Here is a 16,793-nt window from a genome sequence, read left to right as displayed (position 1 = left end):
GGGCTTTTTTCATTTGTAACCTGCCGTTCATCGTCCATTCACAAACAACTTATACACTAAAAGTACGAAATCAAATTGGAGGAGATTTTGATGAACATCGCATGGAAAGAAATCAAAAAAAACAAAGCAAAATTCCTTATACTAGGCTCCATTATCTTTCTTGTAAGCTTTTTAACCTTTATTATTTCAGGCCTTGCAAACGGTCTGTCAAAGGATAATGCAGCACTCATTAAAAATTTGCCTGACGGACAATTCTACATGACGAAAGAAGCAGAAGAAACGTATAACCTCTCGTCAATTGACCGTTCTGTTCAAGAGAGTGTTCTAAACGAGTATAAAGACGCTGTCGCTTTTTCAATTGGAATGGGTTTTGTGAATGATGAACGAGATAAACAACGTAGCGTTTCCTTTGTCACATCAACGGATTCAAAGCTCTTTCCGAATCTAAATAAAGGTGAAGTTATCCTAGACTCCTCCTTGAAAAAAGAAGGAATCAAAGTTGGGGACACGCTTACTCATGACCAATATGATGGAACGTTTGTGGTGAAAGGCTTTGTCGATGAAGCCAAATATAGTCATACACCCGTTGCTTATATTAATGAGGTGGACTACCAAGGAATGTTTGCCACAGAAGACCTGCAGCTGATTTTCTTGCCGAACATAGATGAAGCTCCGTTTGTTAATGGACTTCAATCTTTTTCAAACAAAGAGTTTTTAGCTACCATCCCAAGCTACAATGCTGAACAAATGTCATTGAATATGATCATTTGGTTTTTAATTGTCATTAGCTGTATGCTGTTTGCCATTTTCTTTTATATGATGAACGTTCAAAAAATTGGACTGTACGGAATTCTAAAAGCAATTGGGATGAAAACGAGCAGATTGTTTACAATCATGTGGACGCAAATGCTGATTATAACCGCTGCTTCTATTCTATTGTCCATTGCATGTAGTCAGCTATTCAACCTAATAGCACCTGAAGGAATGCCTTTTAGCTTACCTGTTCTAACTACTCTTCAACTTGCTGGTGTGTTTCTCGTTATCGGCTTTACCGGCTCGACGCTATCGGGTATTCAAATTAAAAAGATTGAACCTTTAAAAGCAATTCAACAAGGAGAGATGTAAAATGACGACTTTTACAATAGAACATGTAAAGAAATCGTTTACTAACGGAGAACGAAGGGAAGATATTTTAAAAGGAATTGACCTTTCATTAAAAGAAGGTGAAATCACTGCTCTTGTTGGTGCATCAGGTTCTGGAAAAAGTACGCTCCTTACAATTGCAGCTGGACTGCAGTCCGCATCAAGTGGACACATTATATTTGAAGAAAAAGACTTAGTAACCATGAACCCTGAGCAAATGCGGAAATTGCGTGCAATCAAGTTTGGGTTTGTGTTTCAATTTGCTCACCTTGTGCCATTTTTGACGGTTGAAGAACAGCTTCTCTTAATGTTAGATATAGCGGAAGTATCGATGTCAAAACGTGAAAAGAAGCAAGAAGTACAGCATATCTTAAAACTTGTACAAATGGAACATCGAAAGAACGCATACCCTCCCTCTTTATCAGGAGGAGAAAAACAACGCGTCGCAATCGCTCGAGCCATCATTCATCAACCAAAAATACTGTTTGCTGATGAGCCAACAGCAAGCCTTGATTCAAAGCGTTCAAAAGACATCATGGCTCTTTTACAAAAGTTAACAAATTCACTGAAGATCACAACGCTTATCGTTACGCATGATGAAGAAATGCTTATCTATGCAAATCGTGTGATTCGTATGAGCGATGGCGTTATTATGCAGGATTAACTCAGCGACCTTTTCACATCTCCCATGGTGAAAAGGTTCTTTTTTACTTTCTATACCGTTTACCAATAAAAAATCTTTAAGATGCTAATCCTACATCATATAGTGTCATTTTTAATTTATCTTTTCAACGTACGATACATAATGAGCCATATTCAGTTACTAATTTACTACGTCACACCAACTAGAAAGAAATGAAAGAAGGAATACTTATGCAGGAACAAAAATTAGCAAGAGGTTTAAAAAATAGACATGTCCAATTAATTGCTATTGGAGGTGCTATTGGTACAGGGCTATTTCTCGGATCAGGAAAGTCCATTAACTTAGCGGGACCGTCCATTTTGTTTGCTTATATGATTACAGGACTAATTGGGTTCTTAATTATGCGCTCGCTGGGTGAATTACTCTTAACCAACCTTGATTATCATTCTTTTGTCGATTTTGTTCGTGATTATTTAGGAGACATGCTTGGGTTTATTACGGGTTGGACCTATTGGTTCTGCTGGGTCTGTATCGCTATGGCTGACTTAACAGCTATTGGGCTTTATACTCAGTATTGGTTTCCGTCCGTACCGCAATGGATACCAGGTCTCATTGCGCTTGTCATTTTACTCATGATGAACCTAGCAACGGTCAAGCTATTCGGTGAGATGGAGTTTTGGTTTGCATTAATTAAAATCATTGCCATATTAGCTTTAATTATTGCAGGTACTTTTATGATTATTAGGGGTGCGTCGACACCAAACGGAACTGCTAGCGTAGGGAATTTATGGAATCGAGGAGGCATGTTTCCAAATGGTTTGAACGGATTTATTCTCTCATTCCAAATGGTTGTATTTGCTTTTGTAGGAATCGAGCTTGTAGGATTAACGGCAGGAGAAACAGAAAATCCCGAACGCAATATTCCCCTTGCCATTAATAATATCCCTATTCGAATTTTACTTTTCTACATCGGTTCTCTTTTCGTCATCATGAGCATCTATCCTTGGAATGATGTAGATCCATCTCAGAGTCCCTTTGTTCAAGTATTCGCTGCAATCGGAATTATTTCAGCTGCGACAATTGTTAACTTTGTGGTCTTAACATCAGCTGCATCTGCGGGAAATAGTGCTGTATTTAGTACAAGCCGCATGATTTATTCCCTAGCTAAAGATCAGGATGCACCAAATTCTTTAGCAAAAATAAACGAGCGACAAGTTCCCGCAAACGGACTCTTTTTCTCAACTGTGGTCATTTTAATCGGAGTTGTCTTAAATTACACCATGCCAGAAGGTGTATTTACCTTAATCACGAGTATTTCAACCGTATCATTCATTTATATATGGGGGATTATCGTTATTTGTCATATGAAATACAAAAAAGATCGCCCTGATTTAGCAAAAGAAAATCCATTCAAAATGCCGCTTTACCCGTTTACTAACTATTTAGTTTTAGTCTTTTTAGCATTTATTTTAGTGGTATTAACACTCGCTCCGGATACGCGCGTTGCACTGTTTGTCACGCCGCTTTGGTTTATTTTGCTCGTTGTTCTCTATAAAGTTAAAAAAACAAGACAAGATTCTTTACATCATTGACAAAATGAACAAAAAGCATCTTCACTAAAAATCTAGAAAGTGAGGATGCTTTACTTTATAAAACTTATTGACTTATTCGATGCCTAGCTTCTCAATTCGCCTCATTAATCGTTCTTTATATATGCCAGAAGAGAAAGCTGTTTGATCTAAATAGTCTTCTGCTTGGTTTTCGTATTCGTCTACCTTTTCAAGCTCTTCTTCATTTCCTGTTTTAAAATACTCACCTGCTCCAATCATCAGCTCGCTGTGAGTATGAAACGCTTTTAATAGTAGTTCATGGTCATGTTCAAACATTTCTGGTGGCTTTACGCCCTTTAATTCTTTATAAATGTCTTCAAACTCCCCTTGTGCTCTTTCAGCAGGCTTTGTTAATTGTTTAAACTCTGAATCCCATTCCATGTTGACATCAACGGAGCTATTTTCAATTGAACTAGAAAACTGTTCTTGCACCGCTACATCCTTTACTAATAAATCGAGAGCGAGCTGTTCATATTCTGCTTCCGTGAGCTTTTTTGGAATCATTATGTAAATGATGACACCGATAATTAAAATAAGGCCAGCAATAGTGATTTTTTTATTGTTCTTTCCTGTACCTATCACTTCTTCTACACGCGATGCTGACGCGTTCTGCTTTTTTTGTACAGGTTCACTTATCTTTTTACTTCGATTAATTACTGCACCACATCCGCTACAAAATTGATCTTCCCCTCCCAATGAATTTCCACAGTTCGTGCAAAACTTCATCTGCGCCCCCTCCTGTCTATTTTTTATACACAACTAGTAAAATTATACTACAAACAAACTGAGAGAGATAGACCAATTAACCTATTACATACTATGTTTGTACAGTAGTGTTTTTAAACGGTTTACATACTAAAAGGTTGAGGAATCCCCTCAACCTTTTTCATGCTCTTACCCTGCAAAAAAGCTAATAACTCCCAGCAGTACTAAAAGAATTAAAATAATCGAAATAACCTGCACAAATCTAAAAACAAATCGCAAACTAGAGTTATTGTTTCTTTGATCTAGCTTATTATTTAAGTCATCTAACTTTCTTTCTATTTCACTTAGACGGTCTTCTGTATTCATTTGACAACCCCTTCTATCTATTAAAAGTTGTTTATCATTATAGTACATGATAGAAATTTTTGTAAATACCTCTATGATGTTTATCCACAAAGACACCCTTTTAATAAATCCCATATTATGTTAAATTGGAATTAATATCCTTATTCATACTTAGAGCTTTATTAACGGAAAAGGAGGACATTATGCTAAATTCATATACGTTTATCATTATGATTACTTTAGTGATTCTTATTTTTTCTTATCTTATTGGACGAAAGAAAGAATCGTTGAGATATGTAATCCCCCTTGCTGTAGCAGTACTTAGCCTAGCAGGGTTTATAATTAGCTTACTAGTTGGAGGATGGGAAGGGCTTGGTTATGGGGCATTGAGCATCATGGTTTTTGTAGCTGCCGTGCTGTCTTTACTCATTGTGACAATTTCTCAAATGGTGAAGCGTAGAAGATAGTTGTTCCACATGGAACTATTTTACTTTCTCTAAGGAGGAATACTGTGCTATGGATATCGTTTTGGATTTTATTCTTGGAAATCTCTTTATTTTTATCATGATTTTATTTCTAGTATTCTTCATTAGTATTCTGATTAAGAAAAGAGTGCTGATTCTCACTTTTTCTATCTTCACGCTTATAAGTGGCTTACTTTTACTCATTTATGCTTTTAACACTATAACAGGGCTTGATTTAGTCGATGCACAAATGAAAAGTGTGATTGTAATTGGAATAGGACTATTACTCATTCTATTATCAAGTATTTTTATTATTAACCAAGAATTAAAAAGGAGACTGTAACAAATGGGATTTGATTTTTTATTAATTGCGATTGTTGTTATTGGGATTACGTTCTTTTTCTCTAAGAGATACAAGAAAACAGAAAAGGTTGATAAAGACTTTACAGTTAGCTACTACAAGCTGTCTTATCGCCGAAAAATGATTCGTACGCTTACAAGTATTCCGTTCATCATCGTTGCTTGCGGAGTTCTGTACTACCTTTCAGATTGGCCTCTTCCCATATACTTTGGGTTTGTCGGTTTAATTAGCGTGATCTTTCTTGTTCAAGTTCTTTATAATTATAAAATGTGGAAAAAAGAAGAACAGGGCTAACTTTTAAAATAGATTATTTAGGCAACACTAGAGATACCCTTACGTAAAGAGATGTCTCAACATGAACTCATGGATGCAAAACGTAGATTTTTCAGTTATTTTATCTTTTATTGTGTTTGCCTTTGTATTACCTTGGCATATGCGGTTTATAAAAAAGGTAAACTAAAAACTTTATATATCGAGAAATATCGATTAATATAGGATCATGGAAAATAAACTTGTAGATATTTTTAAGGTTTTGGGCAATGAAACTCGTTTAGAAATGTTGAAGTGGTTAAAAGATCCAATGGAGCATTTTGATAAGCCTACTGCGCACCTGTCAAAAACTATTAGTGACAAAGGTGGTATTTGTGTGGGAGATATTCAAGAACGCGCAAACTTATCACAATCCACTACTTCGCATTATCTATCAATGCTTCAGCGCATTGGATTATTAGAATCAGAAAGACATGGAAAATGGACGTATTACCGCAGAAACGAAAAAAAATTGCGGAGATTGCTGAAATCATAAAAAAAGAGCTGTAAGTTCTTTTTTTTTGCTTTAACATATCTATAAATCTCGATATAAGGATGTGAAAGTATGAAATTTTGGATTTATATTGTGGCTGTGTTAGCTGGAATGTCCCTCAGTATTGAAGGGGCTATTTACGGTGTGCTAGGTCAATCCGTCGGAAAACTAGAAAGCAGCTTTTATAACTTCGCGGTTGGTTCTGTTATTTTAGGAATCGTTGTGCTTTTTTTAGGAAAAGGTTCGCTTTCCTACGCGGCAAAAGCACCAAAATGGCAGCTTACAGGAGGAGTATTTGGCGTCATTTATTTAACGATTTTAGTTATTGGCGTTCCGCTTCTAGGCGTTGGCTTAACAATGATTAGCGTAATTGTCGGACAAATGGCGATGAGCATGGTTATTGAGCATAAAGGGTGGTTAGGTAGTAGCAAAACACCCATTACAAAAGAAAAAGTAATGGCCGTTGCGTTGATGGCAATTGCTTTACTACTCGTTTTTTAATTAATTAAAGGAGGTTTTACGATGAGTTTTATCTTGCTCATTGCAGCTGTTATCGGTGGCGTTTTACTTAGCGCTCAATCTTCCGTAAACGGCGCGCTCAGCAGAAAAGCCGGTACGTATGAAAGCGCGTTTCTTACCTTTGCAACAGGTACACTTGTTTTATTTTTACTTATTTTATTCTTTGGCAAAGGTGACGTATTAGCTCTTTTAGATGCGCCAAAATGGCAGCTAAGTGCGGTTTGGTTTGGGGTTAGCTATTTATTTTTAACTGTTTTAGCCGTTCCGCAAATCGGCGTCATTGCAGCCAACATTTCAACAGTTATCGGTCAGCTAAGCGCAGGTATTATTATTGATCACTTTGGATTCTTTGGCGGTGCACAAATTTCATTGGATTGGAAGCGTGGACTCGCTATTGTACTGATGTTAATTGCCCTAAGACTGATCTATGTTGGAAACAAAAAGTCTGTTGAAAAATCAACTTCAAAAGCTGCATAGACGATAAAGAGGCTGGGACATAAGTAATTCAGCCAATGATAAACCTGAACGATTGAGAGTTTCTCACTTTTAATCGTTCAGGTTTTTTGTTGATTGTGAAAACAATGTTGGAAACAGGGTGGAATGGAGCTTAGGACACTCGACTCCTGCGGGAAAGAGAGGGAAAACTGAAATCCCGCAGCGCAGCGAGGAAGCTCAGGTTCCTCCCCGCGGAAAGCGAGTGGCCGTAGCGCAATGGAACGAACATGTTGAGACATATCAAAGAGATGGGAACAGCCAGTGTTCGTTTTTTAGAAGCCATCATTTTGTTATGTCCCAAACTCTTTTTTGGATTATCTCTTTCTCAACACCGCGCGTACTGGACTTCCGTCCGCTTCCGTTAGTGAAAGTGGCAAAGCAGCTAGCTCATAGTCTCCTTCCTCAATAGCATCAAGAACAAGTCCTTCTAAAATATGAACGTTATGTGCCGCCAGCTCATGGTGCGCAGCTAGCTCTTTGCTATCAAGCGAGTCCACTGAAGGTAAGTCGAGACCGAGTAAACGAACACCTTGATTTGAAAGATAAGCGGCTACTCCTAGATCGACAGGTGGAATAGACGTTGGAAAAGTCTCGCGATTTGTCCACGCACCGGTCTTGATAAGCAGTCGCGTTACCCCAGCTAAGTCGATTTTCTTTAGCTCTTCAACGCTTATACTGGAAGGATTGTGAAGATGCACAACTTTTGCTTCTCCAATATAAAGATTCACGTCTAAGTCCTTTACTTTTTTCCCTTCACTATCAAAATGAAACGGCGCGTCAATATGAGTACCCGTATGTACACTCATTGTAATTTCACCTACATTTACTGAGCCAGACTCCTCTTTACTCCAGCTCACTCTGTAGGAAAACGGCGTATCACCTGGTCAACATGCCACCTTGTTGCTGAGCAGCTGTGAAACATCAATCCATTTATTCATTATCTAGCACCCTTTCTATTTATCCTTATAGCTTAGTACGCAGACTCCATAATTCCGGGAAGAAGTGCTTATCGAGCGCACGCTTTAAATAGTTTACCCCCGAAGAACCTCCTGTTCCCGGCTTATTGCTGATAATTCGTTCAACGGTACTCATATGGCTAAAACGCCATGTTTGCTGCTGGTTACCAATATCAACAAGCTTTTCAGCTAACTCATAAAGATCCCAGTACTGATCAACGTTTCGATAAACTGTTAGCCATGCTTCATCCACAGCTCGCTTGCTTGGTGAATAACAATAAACAGCATTTCATCATGGTGATTCGAGAGGCGCTGCTGGCTTTGAAGCGCATAGATATCAGATGGAAATGTCAGCTCATCCGCTAAAATTTTGGTGCGTGTTCCGCTTGGTTCGTAAAACGTTGAAATGAGTTGATGAAGGTTCACAGTTGTTGAACCTGTTACAATAACCTCTTCAGGAAAGCCTCCTACAAGTGGTGCCATCATTTCACCGAGCTTTTCAGATAGTGACAACCAAGGATGCTTACCCTGTGTCCAACCATCAATCCCCTTCTCTTTCCAATCTGTGATGACTTCCATCAGCGTTGTTTCCGCTGGCTTTGATAGAAGACCTAGCGAGTTTCCGTCCATATAAATAGCGTCTTGTTTGAGGTGAAATTCTTCTCGAAAAACCACTAATTCATTCTGCGCATTCTTTTGTTGAATCAAACATCGCAGCCTCCTCCTTTTAGCATTTGTAATCGCTATCTTAACCAAAGATTATCAAAAAAATATGATATGATGTCAATATTATATTTCCGAAAATTATAAACATTTTAACAACTATCTCTTTTCCTTTTATGAGATTTTCTATATGCTAGAAACTAAAGAAAGATGGAAGGGAGCATACATCATGACAGAGCATAACGTAGAAGATAAACGACATTTGCGTTCGATTAAAACGCGCCAAAAACTATTACAAGCAGCCAAAGAAGTATTTATGGAAGAAGGCTTTCAAAAAACAACCATTAAACAAGTTATTGAAAAAGCAGAAGTTGGCTATGGAACAGCATACGTTCATTTTAAAGGAAAAGAAGAACTGTTAATCGTACTCATGGACAGCGTCATGGCAGAATTCTATAAGATTGCAGAAACCTCCTTTTTTCCACAAACAAAAGAGGAAGCAACGAACATCATCCACAGGCAAACGAATGCTTTTTTACATATGGCTGAGCATGAGCGCGGTATGATGCAGGTATTCGAACAAGCAATCGGCATCTCTCCTGTCGTGTCGGAAAGCTGGAAGAATATTCGAAGGAAATTTATTCAGCGCATCTCACAAGATATCGCTTATGCCCAAGAGAAGGGACTTGCTAGAGATGAATTAAATCATGAACTAGTGGCAAGAGGCTGGTTTTTCACCAATGAAATGTACCTCTGGGATATCGTTCGGCATGAATACGAAAGCTCCATTGAAGAAATTGCGCGGAACATCGCATCTGTTTACATTCGAGGGCTATATAAATAAGAAAATGCCCACAGGGGCTTTTTCTTATTTGTCTTTTAACGTACGTTTTAAGAACTCACGCGTACGTTCGTGCGTTGGATGATTAAAGATTTGCTCAGGAGTACCCTCTTCTGCAATAACGCCTTTATCCATAAAGACAATGCGATCCGATACCTCTTTAGCAAATTCCATTTCATGCGTTACGATAAGCATTGTTAGACCTGACTCTGCAAGCTCCTTCATAACCTTTAATACTTCTCCCACCATCTCAGGGTCTAAAGCCGATGTTGGTTCATCAAATAAAAGGACATCCGGCTGCATGGACAAAGCGCGAGCAATGGCCACGCGCTGCTTTTGACCACCTGAAAGCTGTCTTGGCTTCGCATTGATGTACTGATCCATCCCAACGACCTTCAAATAGCCTAACGCTACCTTTTCAGCTTCTTCTTTTGAACGCTTTAACACTTTGACTTGTCCTACCACACAGTTATTTAAAACATTATGGTTATCAAATAAATTAAACTGTTGAAAGACCATTCCTAAATTTTTACGATACTCAAATAGATTATGCTGATCATCCAGAACATTTTCCCCGTTATAAATAATTTGGCCACCGTTCGGCTGCTCTAATAAATTGATACAACGAAGGAGCGTTGATTTCCCCGAGCCCGAAGAACCAATAATGGTCACAACTTCTCCTTTGTTAACAGAGAAATTAATATCTTTTAATACTTCATGACTTCCATACGCTTTGTTTAAATGTTGAATATCAATTACTTGTTCCATTTTCTTATACCTCCTTACCCTTCATTATCGATTTTGGTCCGTTTTAATCATCGTGTAGCTGTCGGGTCCGTCTAATTTACGCTCAAAGTAGCGCAGAATTTGCGATACCATAAACGTCATGACAAAGTAAATCATACAAGCAACAAAGAATGACTCAAAATATCTAAAGTTGTTTCCTGCTACTGATTTCGTGACAAAGTATAGCTCGGAAACGGAAATAACGTTTAATACCGACGTATCTTTAATGTTAATCACAAACTGGTTACCCGTTGCTGGTAAGATATTACGAATGACTTGAGGTAAAACAACGTTCATCATTGTTTGATAATGATTCATGCCAATGGCTTTGGCTGCCTCAAACTGTCCTTTATCAACGGAAATAATCCCGCCACGTACAATTTCAGCCATATATGCTCCTGTATTAATTGATACAACAATAACCGCTGCCAACATCACGTTCATATCAAAGCCAAATGCAATCGCTGAACCATAGTAAATAACCATTGCTTGCACAATCATTGGCGTACCTCGGAAAAATTCAATGTATACAGATAAAACGAAATTCGTTACCTTCAATCCTGCTTTTTTCAGCCCGCTCGTTGGCGTTGGAACAGTTCGGATAATACCAGCAACTAACCCAATGACCGCCCCAATAATGGTACCTGTCAGCGCAATTAATAGCGTCATCCCAGCTCCGCGTAAAAACATTGGCCAGTTTTCTGAGATGATTGTAATAACCCATTCAAAACTCATCGTTCTTCCTCCCTTACCTCATTACAAAACCGACTGTATGTAGATACAGCCGGTGTTATGTCATCATTATTTTGCTGCAGGTTGGTTTTTGATTGCCGCATCCATAATGCTTGTGCGTTCTTCTTCTGAAATACCTTTTAAGATTTTGTTGATTTCTTCTTTTAGCTCACTGTCTTTTTTAAGACCCACGGCTACAGCTGTATCGTCAGCTGATGTTTTGAAGCCATCCTTGAATTCAACCATTGCAAAATTATCATTTGCTGCTGAAGCACTTACTGCTTCAGGTCGCTCTGATACATAACCATCAATAACTCCTGATTCTAGCGCTACGCGCATTGCTGGGAAATTATCCATTGCTGTTTCTTTTGATACACCTTTAATTTGATCAATGACGGAGTAGTGAAACGTGTTTAATTGAGCCGTAATTTTTGCGCCTTTGAAATCTGCAATCTTCGTAGCACCTTCATACTTACTACCTTTTTTCACAACCATTACTAGGTTTGAATTATAGTAGTTATCAGAGAAATCAATTGTTTCTTTTCGCTCTGCAGTCGGTGACATTCCTGCCACAATCGCATCAATTTTACCTGATGTTAAGGCTGGTACAAGACCATCCCACTCAGTTTTTACAATCACTAGCTCTTTGCCTAATCCATCAGCAATTTTCTTAGCCATCTCAACATCATAGCCGCCTGCATACTGTGAGCCGCCCTTAATTTTAACCGCTCCGTTTGAATCGTCATTTTGAGTCCAGTTAAATGGTGGATAGCCTGCTTCCAAGCCTACCGTAAACGTATCAGCGTCTCCTGAACCCGATGCTGACTCACTGCTTTGACCACAGCCTGCTAATAAAACGACTGCTGAAAGCAATAATGTTAAGAAAAATCCTGCTTTTCTTTTCATAGTTTGTTTCCCCCTTATATCTTTTTAAGCTTTGAAGACAATAAAAAAACGACCCGAGATTTACTCAGGTCGTTTCATTCATCGTTCCCTAAAGTCCTCTCTTTTAAAAGATGAGATAGCACAACTCAATAAGCTGGTAAACTTATTGAGACAGTCCTGCAGTTCTTCACTACAGACCCAGCAAGCAATTGTTGAGAACAATTTACTCACTTCGGCGATATTTCCTTCTCTCTAGCTTCAACGTCTCTCAAACTCTGCTAAAGACTGTTAAATACCGCGCCTCTACCTCACTTGACTAAAAGTGAGGTCTTATTAAATTTGTTTCAAGTCTACATCTTTCTTCCTAATCTGTCAATATGGTTTTTATGGGTTTATTTTCCAACTAATTCTTTCAGCTCTAAAAAAAAACAATTTTATACAGAATAAAAAGGATGATTTAATGAATGTTGGTTTTTCTAAAGTTTCCACCCTTTACTTCGGCAACGTCATACACGCGCACAAAAGCATCCGGATCGATTTCGCTGATAATTTCCTTCATTTTACTTTCTTCTAAACGGTTAATAACACACGTAATCTCTTTGAACTTTTCGTGAGAATATCCGCCGTATACTTCTTTATATGTAGCGCTTCGACCTAGTCGATCACGAATTGTTTTAACCATTAAAACAGGCTCATTTGTAATGATTTCAAACGCTTTTGAACCGCTTAACCCAACTTCAACGACATGAATAACCTTTGAAGCGATGAAGTAAGCAATGGCAGAAAGAATGGCTCCTTGCAAGCCAAACACAAAAGAAACCACGATAAATACAAACATATTTAGAAATAAAATAAGATCACTTGTTCCAAACGGTGACTTTCGTGAAAGGAGTACAGCAAGCATATCAATACCGTCCAATGCTCCTCCATTACGCAGTGCTAGACCCATTCCAAAACCAAGGATTACACCACCTACAACGGTTACTAAAAGCGTATCTCCTTCAATAATAGCTGGAGTGTGATGCATAAGAGTTGTACTAACTGCTAGAGAAGCAATACCGATGGTTGAAAAAATAGCGAAGCTTTTTCCAATTTGCTGATAACCTAACCAGATGAAGGGAAGATTGATGATGGCGATTAAAACGCCTAGTGGAATTCCAAAGAGCTGTGAACCAACGATGCTAAGTCCCGTCACCCCCCCGTCAGATACGCTATTTGGAATTAATACTGTTTCTAACCCATAACCTGCGATAATGCCACCAATGATGACTAAAAGGCCCCGAAACAATAGTTTTTGTTTACTCGATTTTCGATGCTGTTTTAACGCATTCATGTAATTCCTCACTTCTAATATTTTTTGACACAAATAATTTTATCATAAAATCATCTTCATTTATAAAATTAAGGTATCTCTAAAAGGTACTAAGCATAAAAAACGTAAATAGCCAGTCATCGGTTCAACACCGACAACTGGCTATTTAACTACTTTAAAAATAGAAATAATTACAAAAACTTATTATAGCTCTTCGTCTTCATCTTCAGGCAATTCAGGTTCATACAGTCCTAGAAAACAACTTGTTGTAAAGGTAGCTTGTGTCATAAATAAACCTGTAGCAGCAACAAAATTATAAAGATACTTTTTCATTTAAATCAATCTCCTTTTTTATTATTCGTTAATAAGTGTTGAGAAAGTAAGTACGTAATAATTCCATATAGAACTAAAATAATGAAGATATTGACCCCCAGTTTTCTTTGCACTTTTAGTTGACTAAAGAATTTAACTGGACTAAATAGTGCGCTAACTAGACTAATGGGATTGGTAGTCGAGAGTGATACAGATTGTTTATTTTCCATTACTTCAGATTGATTCATCATGGTACTTTCTCATCCTCCTGTTTGTTCGTTGCTTCCTGAATAAATAGTACAATAAAAACCCAAGGGATAAACATTTTTTGGATATTGTGGTCGTTTTTTGTATTTTCAGGGGTTATTTTGCTAATATTAGTGACGAAAATAAAAAGACTAAATCCTTAATTTTTTAAGGACTTAGTCTTTTCTTACTTTTTTCTTCTAACAAATTCATATGTTGTAATCGAAAAAACAATAATTATAATCAAAGAGATGACCATAATATCCTTTACCTCTCCTTGATAAATAGCTAATATAAGTGGCGGTGAAGCGAATAGTAAAAACACGATAGTAGCCAGTATAAAGAATTTTTTAGTCATGCTGAGTGCCTCCTGACATATTTAACATTGAAATAAAGTAGTCTTCTAAGCTTTCATTTTTTGTAAAAACACTTGATATATCGCTTTCTATTTTCAAGATTTTTCCTTCATTAATAAAGACTAAAGAGTCACAAAATGTTTGTGCTACTTCTAGCTGATGAGTAGAGAGCAAAATAGAATTACCTGCTGATACATAATCTTTTAAAATTGATTTTATTTTTTTCATATTAATCGGATCAATACCCGATATGAACTCATCTAACAATAAGACGCTAGGCTTATTCAGTAAGCTGCCCATCAAAGCTAATTTTTTTTATTACCTAAAGATAAATTTTTAATTTTCTTATCGATTTCTTTCTCTAAATGATAGTAAACAACTTGTTTCTCTACTTCCTCTTTAGATAGATTCAAATCAGTTAATTCCATGATGAACTTTATATATTCTCGACCCGTTAACTCGTCGTATAAATACGGATGGTCAGGTATAAAGGTGACTTCTTTCTTCATTTTCTCTATGCTTTCATTATGCAAAAGCACCTTTCCCTCATCCGGTGTAAGGAGTCCCATTGCAATTTTCAACGTTGTGGTTTTACCCGCTCCATTCTGACCAAGAAATGCCGTGATTTTCCCTTTTTCAATATCAAATGAGATATGGTCTAATATGCGTTTGGTTTCAAACGATTTACTGACGTTTTGAAAGCTTAAAGAGTAGTTCATACAATCCCTTCTCTCTATAGGTTTATTTGTTCAAAGCTTGATTTTTTAACTAACAGTTTGGAAACGAGCGGCAGCGCTATTCCAACGAATAAAAGAAGAATCATTCCAGCCATGCCCCACTGAATGACGATATAACTTGAAACCCCAATACTATCCACTAAAAACAAAGCCGTAGGAAGCATCAATAGTGGAACCATTAACCCAACAGTCGCAAAACGGATCACATCTGCGACAATTTTTTTATCTGGATAATCATCTAGCTGTTCGATATTTTCATAATTAAAATGTGGTCTAAGTACCCCTGGCAAGAACATTAATAAAGCAAAGAAGAAAAAGCTAATAATATGCAATAACAGAGTCATGATACTTAACATGAGTGGCATTTGATTAACGAAAAAGAATAGGATATCTGCGACAATAAACAAAGGTAAACTTGTCAAAGCGAATAGATGAAATCGATATTTAAACACATCCCATAATGATTTTCCATTTAATAAATAAGTAATTACTTGCTTCCCTTCCCCGTCCACAGAAAACATGCCATTTAACTCGGTGAAAATTGAATATACATAGAAATAAGTTAGGAAAAATAAATAAAATGACATGATTAAAAAATAAATCTCTTCACTTTGATCAAGACTTTGCAGAAGACCTGTAATTACTCCCCAAATTACCCAAAATAAAAATGACCCTAGAACAACTGGAAACCGATAGCGTAAGTAATCCGTTCGATAATGATGCTTCGCTAAAATGGTTGTATACGATGTGCCAGGAATAACTTTAGATAAAAGAGTATTGAAAGCCTCTATTCTCTTAAAAGGATAATACGGAGTTCTTCTATGATGATTCATTTTTGATAAAATGGATAAAAGAACGATTACTCCTATAAAGAACATCGCTAGCTTCAGCAAGGCATGGAGTTGAAGGCCATTAAACAAAATGTCTGAAAACACGTTATACGGCATATAGGGATGTAAAAAGATGTTTGATAGTGGTGCTAAAATAGAAGAGATGACGTCCACTCCCTCATTGATCAACTCATTGTAATGTTCATAATTGACATTATTGCTCGTTAGAGGAAATTCCTTAATCCACGGAGAACTCATTTTTCCAACAAAAAACGCTGTATACACAATTAAAAGGCGAAGAATTAGGTTCGTTAACAATCTCAAAAAGAAATTCCATTTATAATGCTGTAGCTTCATATAATTGTTATGCAATATTGAAACAAGTAAAGTTAGCAGCAGGTAGCTTCCTAACGTTAAAATTAGTAAGCTAGCAAGATAAACTTTATTTACACCTGTAACAACGCCTAAAGCTAATAGAATTGGGATGTAGTTAAAGATAAAATCCTTCGTGTCCCACACAATCGATTCTAAATAGAGAAAGATGTTTGCTTTTCTTTGCTTGATCTTTAACGTAATCATTAACCATTCTTGGTCTTTGGATTGTATTTGCCATTTAGAAGAACTTACCCCCGAAATAAAGGCAAAAATCATAATCAAACAAAATAAAATGGACCAAAGAATCTCCCCATTTTGTTGTATGGAAGACAACGTCTTTAGAATTAGATTAATCACTAGACTTTGCTTCGCTTCACCATTTGTTAAATGTTCGTTAAGAACTACGTATTTTAAAAGGAAATACGTTCCGAAAAAAATCAAACATGAATTAATTATATTTTGAATAAAAAATAAGACCCAGAGGCTTCTTCCGACTGATAAATCTCTAAAGATTTTAATATAGTTCCATTGATTTTTCCATCGAATAAAAAGCTTCCATTTCAGCCATTTGCTTAGCATTTTTTCACCCCTCCACTATATTGCATTACAATATAGTAACTCAGAAAACTTCTTACAATAATTTAAAATAAACATACATATATGTCTATATATTCT

At 37.0% G+C, this 16,793-nt stretch carries 22 protein-coding genes, 3 pseudogenes and 1 riboswitch; of the genes and pseudogenes, 10 read left to right on the top strand and 15 right to left on the bottom strand.

Annotated features, from left to right (window positions below; genetic code table 11):
- Nucleotides 1–90 precede the first annotated feature (90 nt).
- From MKZ18_RS02500 to MKZ18_RS02490, 3 genes are all read left to right on the top strand, one after another.
- Nucleotides 91–1,125: an ABC transporter permease gene (locus MKZ18_RS02500; protein WP_025909881.1), complete on the top strand. Its 1,035-nt coding sequence runs from the start codon at nucleotides 91–93 to the stop codon at nucleotides 1,123–1,125.
- A gap of 1 nt (nucleotide 1,126) precedes the next feature.
- Entirely contained in the window at nucleotides 1,127–1,807 is a 681-nt protein-coding gene (locus MKZ18_RS02495) for an ABC transporter ATP-binding protein (protein ID WP_025909880.1), read from the top strand.
- A 209-nt stretch (nucleotides 1,808–2,016) separates the two neighbouring features.
- Entirely contained in the window at nucleotides 2,017–3,378 is a 1,362-nt protein-coding gene (locus tag MKZ18_RS02490; RefSeq protein WP_144594213.1) for an amino acid permease, read from the top strand.
- Between the two features lie 72 nt (nucleotides 3,379–3,450).
- Here the strand turns inward: MKZ18_RS02490 and MKZ18_RS02485 are convergent, their stop codons facing one another.
- Nucleotides 3,451–4,122, bottom strand: coding sequence for a zinc-ribbon domain-containing protein (locus MKZ18_RS02485; protein ID WP_025909878.1), 672 nt, complete (start codon nucleotides 4,120–4,122; stop codon nucleotides 3,451–3,453).
- A gap of 168 nt (nucleotides 4,123–4,290) precedes the next feature.
- Nucleotides 4,291–4,467 carry a hypothetical protein gene (locus tag MKZ18_RS02480; RefSeq protein ID WP_156413464.1) on the bottom strand — a complete coding sequence of 59 codons (177 nt, stop codon included), beginning with the start codon at nucleotides 4,465–4,467 and terminating at the stop codon, nucleotides 4,291–4,293.
- 182 nt (nucleotides 4,468–4,649) lie between these two features.
- On the opposite strand from MKZ18_RS02480, the gene MKZ18_RS02475 reads away from it, so the two are divergent.
- The 6 genes from MKZ18_RS02475 (at nucleotide 4,650) to MKZ18_RS02450 (ending at nucleotide 7,069) form a co-directional block, all read left to right on the top strand.
- Nucleotides 4,650–4,913, top strand: a complete 264-nt coding sequence (locus tag MKZ18_RS02475) for a YesK family protein (protein WP_144594215.1) — start codon at nucleotides 4,650–4,652, stop codon at nucleotides 4,911–4,913.
- A gap of 49 nt (nucleotides 4,914–4,962) precedes the next feature.
- Nucleotides 4,963–5,253, top strand: a complete 291-nt coding sequence (locus MKZ18_RS02470; RefSeq protein WP_144594217.1) for a hypothetical protein — start codon at nucleotides 4,963–4,965, stop codon at nucleotides 5,251–5,253.
- 3 nt (nucleotides 5,254–5,256) lie between these two features.
- Nucleotides 5,257–5,565 (top strand): hypothetical protein, encoded by a 309-nt coding sequence (locus MKZ18_RS02465; RefSeq protein WP_144594219.1) that lies wholly within the window; start codon nucleotides 5,257–5,259, stop codon nucleotides 5,563–5,565.
- A gap of 205 nt (nucleotides 5,566–5,770) precedes the next feature.
- A complete protein-coding gene (locus MKZ18_RS02460; protein WP_341344487.1) occupies nucleotides 5,771–6,076 on the top strand; it encodes an ArsR/SmtB family transcription factor in 306 nt (101 codons plus the stop codon).
- 69 nt (nucleotides 6,077–6,145) lie between these two features.
- A complete protein-coding gene (locus tag MKZ18_RS02455; RefSeq protein ID WP_025909874.1) occupies nucleotides 6,146–6,574 on the top strand; it encodes a DMT family transporter in 429 nt (142 codons plus the stop codon).
- 21 nt (nucleotides 6,575–6,595) lie between these two features.
- Nucleotides 6,596–7,069 (top strand): DMT family transporter, encoded by a 474-nt coding sequence (locus MKZ18_RS02450; protein ID WP_144594221.1) that lies wholly within the window; start codon nucleotides 6,596–6,598, stop codon nucleotides 7,067–7,069.
- 332 nt (nucleotides 7,070–7,401) lie between these two features.
- Here MKZ18_RS02450 and kynB read toward each other — a convergent pair.
- The 3 pseudogenes from kynB to MKZ18_RS02435 form a co-directional block, all read right to left on the bottom strand.
- Nucleotides 7,402–8,025: pseudogene (kynB, locus tag MKZ18_RS02445) on the bottom strand (arylformamidase).
- A gap of 25 nt (nucleotides 8,026–8,050) precedes the next feature.
- Nucleotides 8,051–8,296 (bottom strand): annotated as a pseudogene (locus tag MKZ18_RS02440) (tryptophan 2,3-dioxygenase family protein); the annotation flags it as partial.
- A gap of 53 nt (nucleotides 8,297–8,349) precedes the next feature.
- Nucleotides 8,350–8,760 (bottom strand): annotated as a pseudogene (locus MKZ18_RS02435) (kynureninase); the annotation flags it as partial.
- 175 nt (nucleotides 8,761–8,935) lie between these two features.
- Here MKZ18_RS02435 and MKZ18_RS02430 point away from each other — a divergent pair.
- Nucleotides 8,936–9,550: a TetR/AcrR family transcriptional regulator gene (locus tag MKZ18_RS02430; RefSeq protein WP_025909873.1), complete on the top strand. Its 615-nt coding sequence runs from the start codon at nucleotides 8,936–8,938 to the stop codon at nucleotides 9,548–9,550.
- A gap of 24 nt (nucleotides 9,551–9,574) precedes the next feature.
- Here MKZ18_RS02430 and MKZ18_RS02425 read toward each other — a convergent pair whose 3' ends face one another.
- From MKZ18_RS02425 to MKZ18_RS02380, 10 genes are all read right to left on the bottom strand, one after another.
- On the bottom strand, nucleotides 9,575–10,315 hold the full coding sequence (locus MKZ18_RS02425) for an amino acid ABC transporter ATP-binding protein (RefSeq protein WP_025909872.1): 741 nt from the start codon (nucleotides 10,313–10,315) through the stop codon (nucleotides 9,575–9,577).
- Between the two features lie 24 nt (nucleotides 10,316–10,339).
- Complete coding sequence (locus MKZ18_RS02420) at nucleotides 10,340–11,068, bottom strand: amino acid ABC transporter permease (RefSeq protein ID WP_144594149.1); 729 nt, start codon at nucleotides 11,066–11,068, stop codon at nucleotides 10,340–10,342.
- Nucleotides 11,069–11,134: 66 nt separating this feature from the next.
- Nucleotides 11,135–11,971: a transporter substrate-binding domain-containing protein gene (locus tag MKZ18_RS02415; protein ID WP_061786686.1), complete on the bottom strand. Its 837-nt coding sequence runs from the start codon at nucleotides 11,969–11,971 to the stop codon at nucleotides 11,135–11,137.
- A 108-nt stretch (nucleotides 11,972–12,079) separates the two neighbouring features.
- A riboswitch (Lysine riboswitch) is annotated at nucleotides 12,080–12,264 on the bottom strand.
- A gap of 143 nt (nucleotides 12,265–12,407) precedes the next feature.
- Nucleotides 12,408–13,283, bottom strand: coding sequence for a YitT family protein (locus MKZ18_RS02410; RefSeq protein WP_061786685.1), 876 nt, complete (start codon nucleotides 13,281–13,283; stop codon nucleotides 12,408–12,410).
- A gap of 183 nt (nucleotides 13,284–13,466) precedes the next feature.
- On the bottom strand, nucleotides 13,467–13,595 hold the full coding sequence (locus MKZ18_RS02405; protein ID WP_139109175.1) for an AgrD family cyclic lactone autoinducer peptide: 129 nt from the start codon (nucleotides 13,593–13,595) through the stop codon (nucleotides 13,467–13,469).
- A 5-nt stretch (nucleotides 13,596–13,600) separates the two neighbouring features.
- The gene (locus MKZ18_RS02400; RefSeq protein WP_025909868.1) at nucleotides 13,601–13,825 is read right to left on the bottom strand and encodes a hypothetical protein; all 225 of its coding nucleotides are present in this window, start codon (nucleotides 13,823–13,825) and stop codon (nucleotides 13,601–13,603) included.
- 182 nt (nucleotides 13,826–14,007) lie between these two features.
- Complete coding sequence (locus MKZ18_RS02395; RefSeq protein ID WP_153301208.1) at nucleotides 14,008–14,178, bottom strand: hypothetical protein; 171 nt, start codon at nucleotides 14,176–14,178, stop codon at nucleotides 14,008–14,010.
- Nucleotides 14,171–14,476: a hypothetical protein gene (locus MKZ18_RS02390; RefSeq protein ID WP_062686688.1), complete on the bottom strand. Its 306-nt coding sequence runs from the start codon at nucleotides 14,474–14,476 to the stop codon at nucleotides 14,171–14,173. Before MKZ18_RS02390 ends, MKZ18_RS02395 begins: the two co-directional genes overlap by 8 nt.
- Nucleotides 14,477–14,481: 5 nt before the next feature.
- Nucleotides 14,482–14,895 (bottom strand): ATP-binding cassette domain-containing protein, encoded by a 414-nt coding sequence (locus MKZ18_RS02385; protein WP_341344486.1) that lies wholly within the window; start codon nucleotides 14,893–14,895, stop codon nucleotides 14,482–14,484.
- Nucleotides 14,896–14,909: 14 nt separating this feature from the next.
- The gene (locus MKZ18_RS02380; protein ID WP_061785740.1) at nucleotides 14,910–16,697 is read right to left on the bottom strand and encodes a hypothetical protein; all 1,788 of its coding nucleotides are present in this window, start codon (nucleotides 16,695–16,697) and stop codon (nucleotides 14,910–14,912) included.
- Between the last annotated feature and the right edge of the window lie 96 nt (nucleotides 16,698–16,793).

The sequence above is a fragment of the Priestia sp. FSL W8-0001 genome, from assembly GCF_038050335.1.
Classification (GTDB): Bacteria; Bacillota; Bacilli; order Bacillales; family Bacillaceae_H; genus Priestia; species Priestia flexa.
This window is presented reverse-complemented; position numbering and strand designations above follow the sequence as displayed.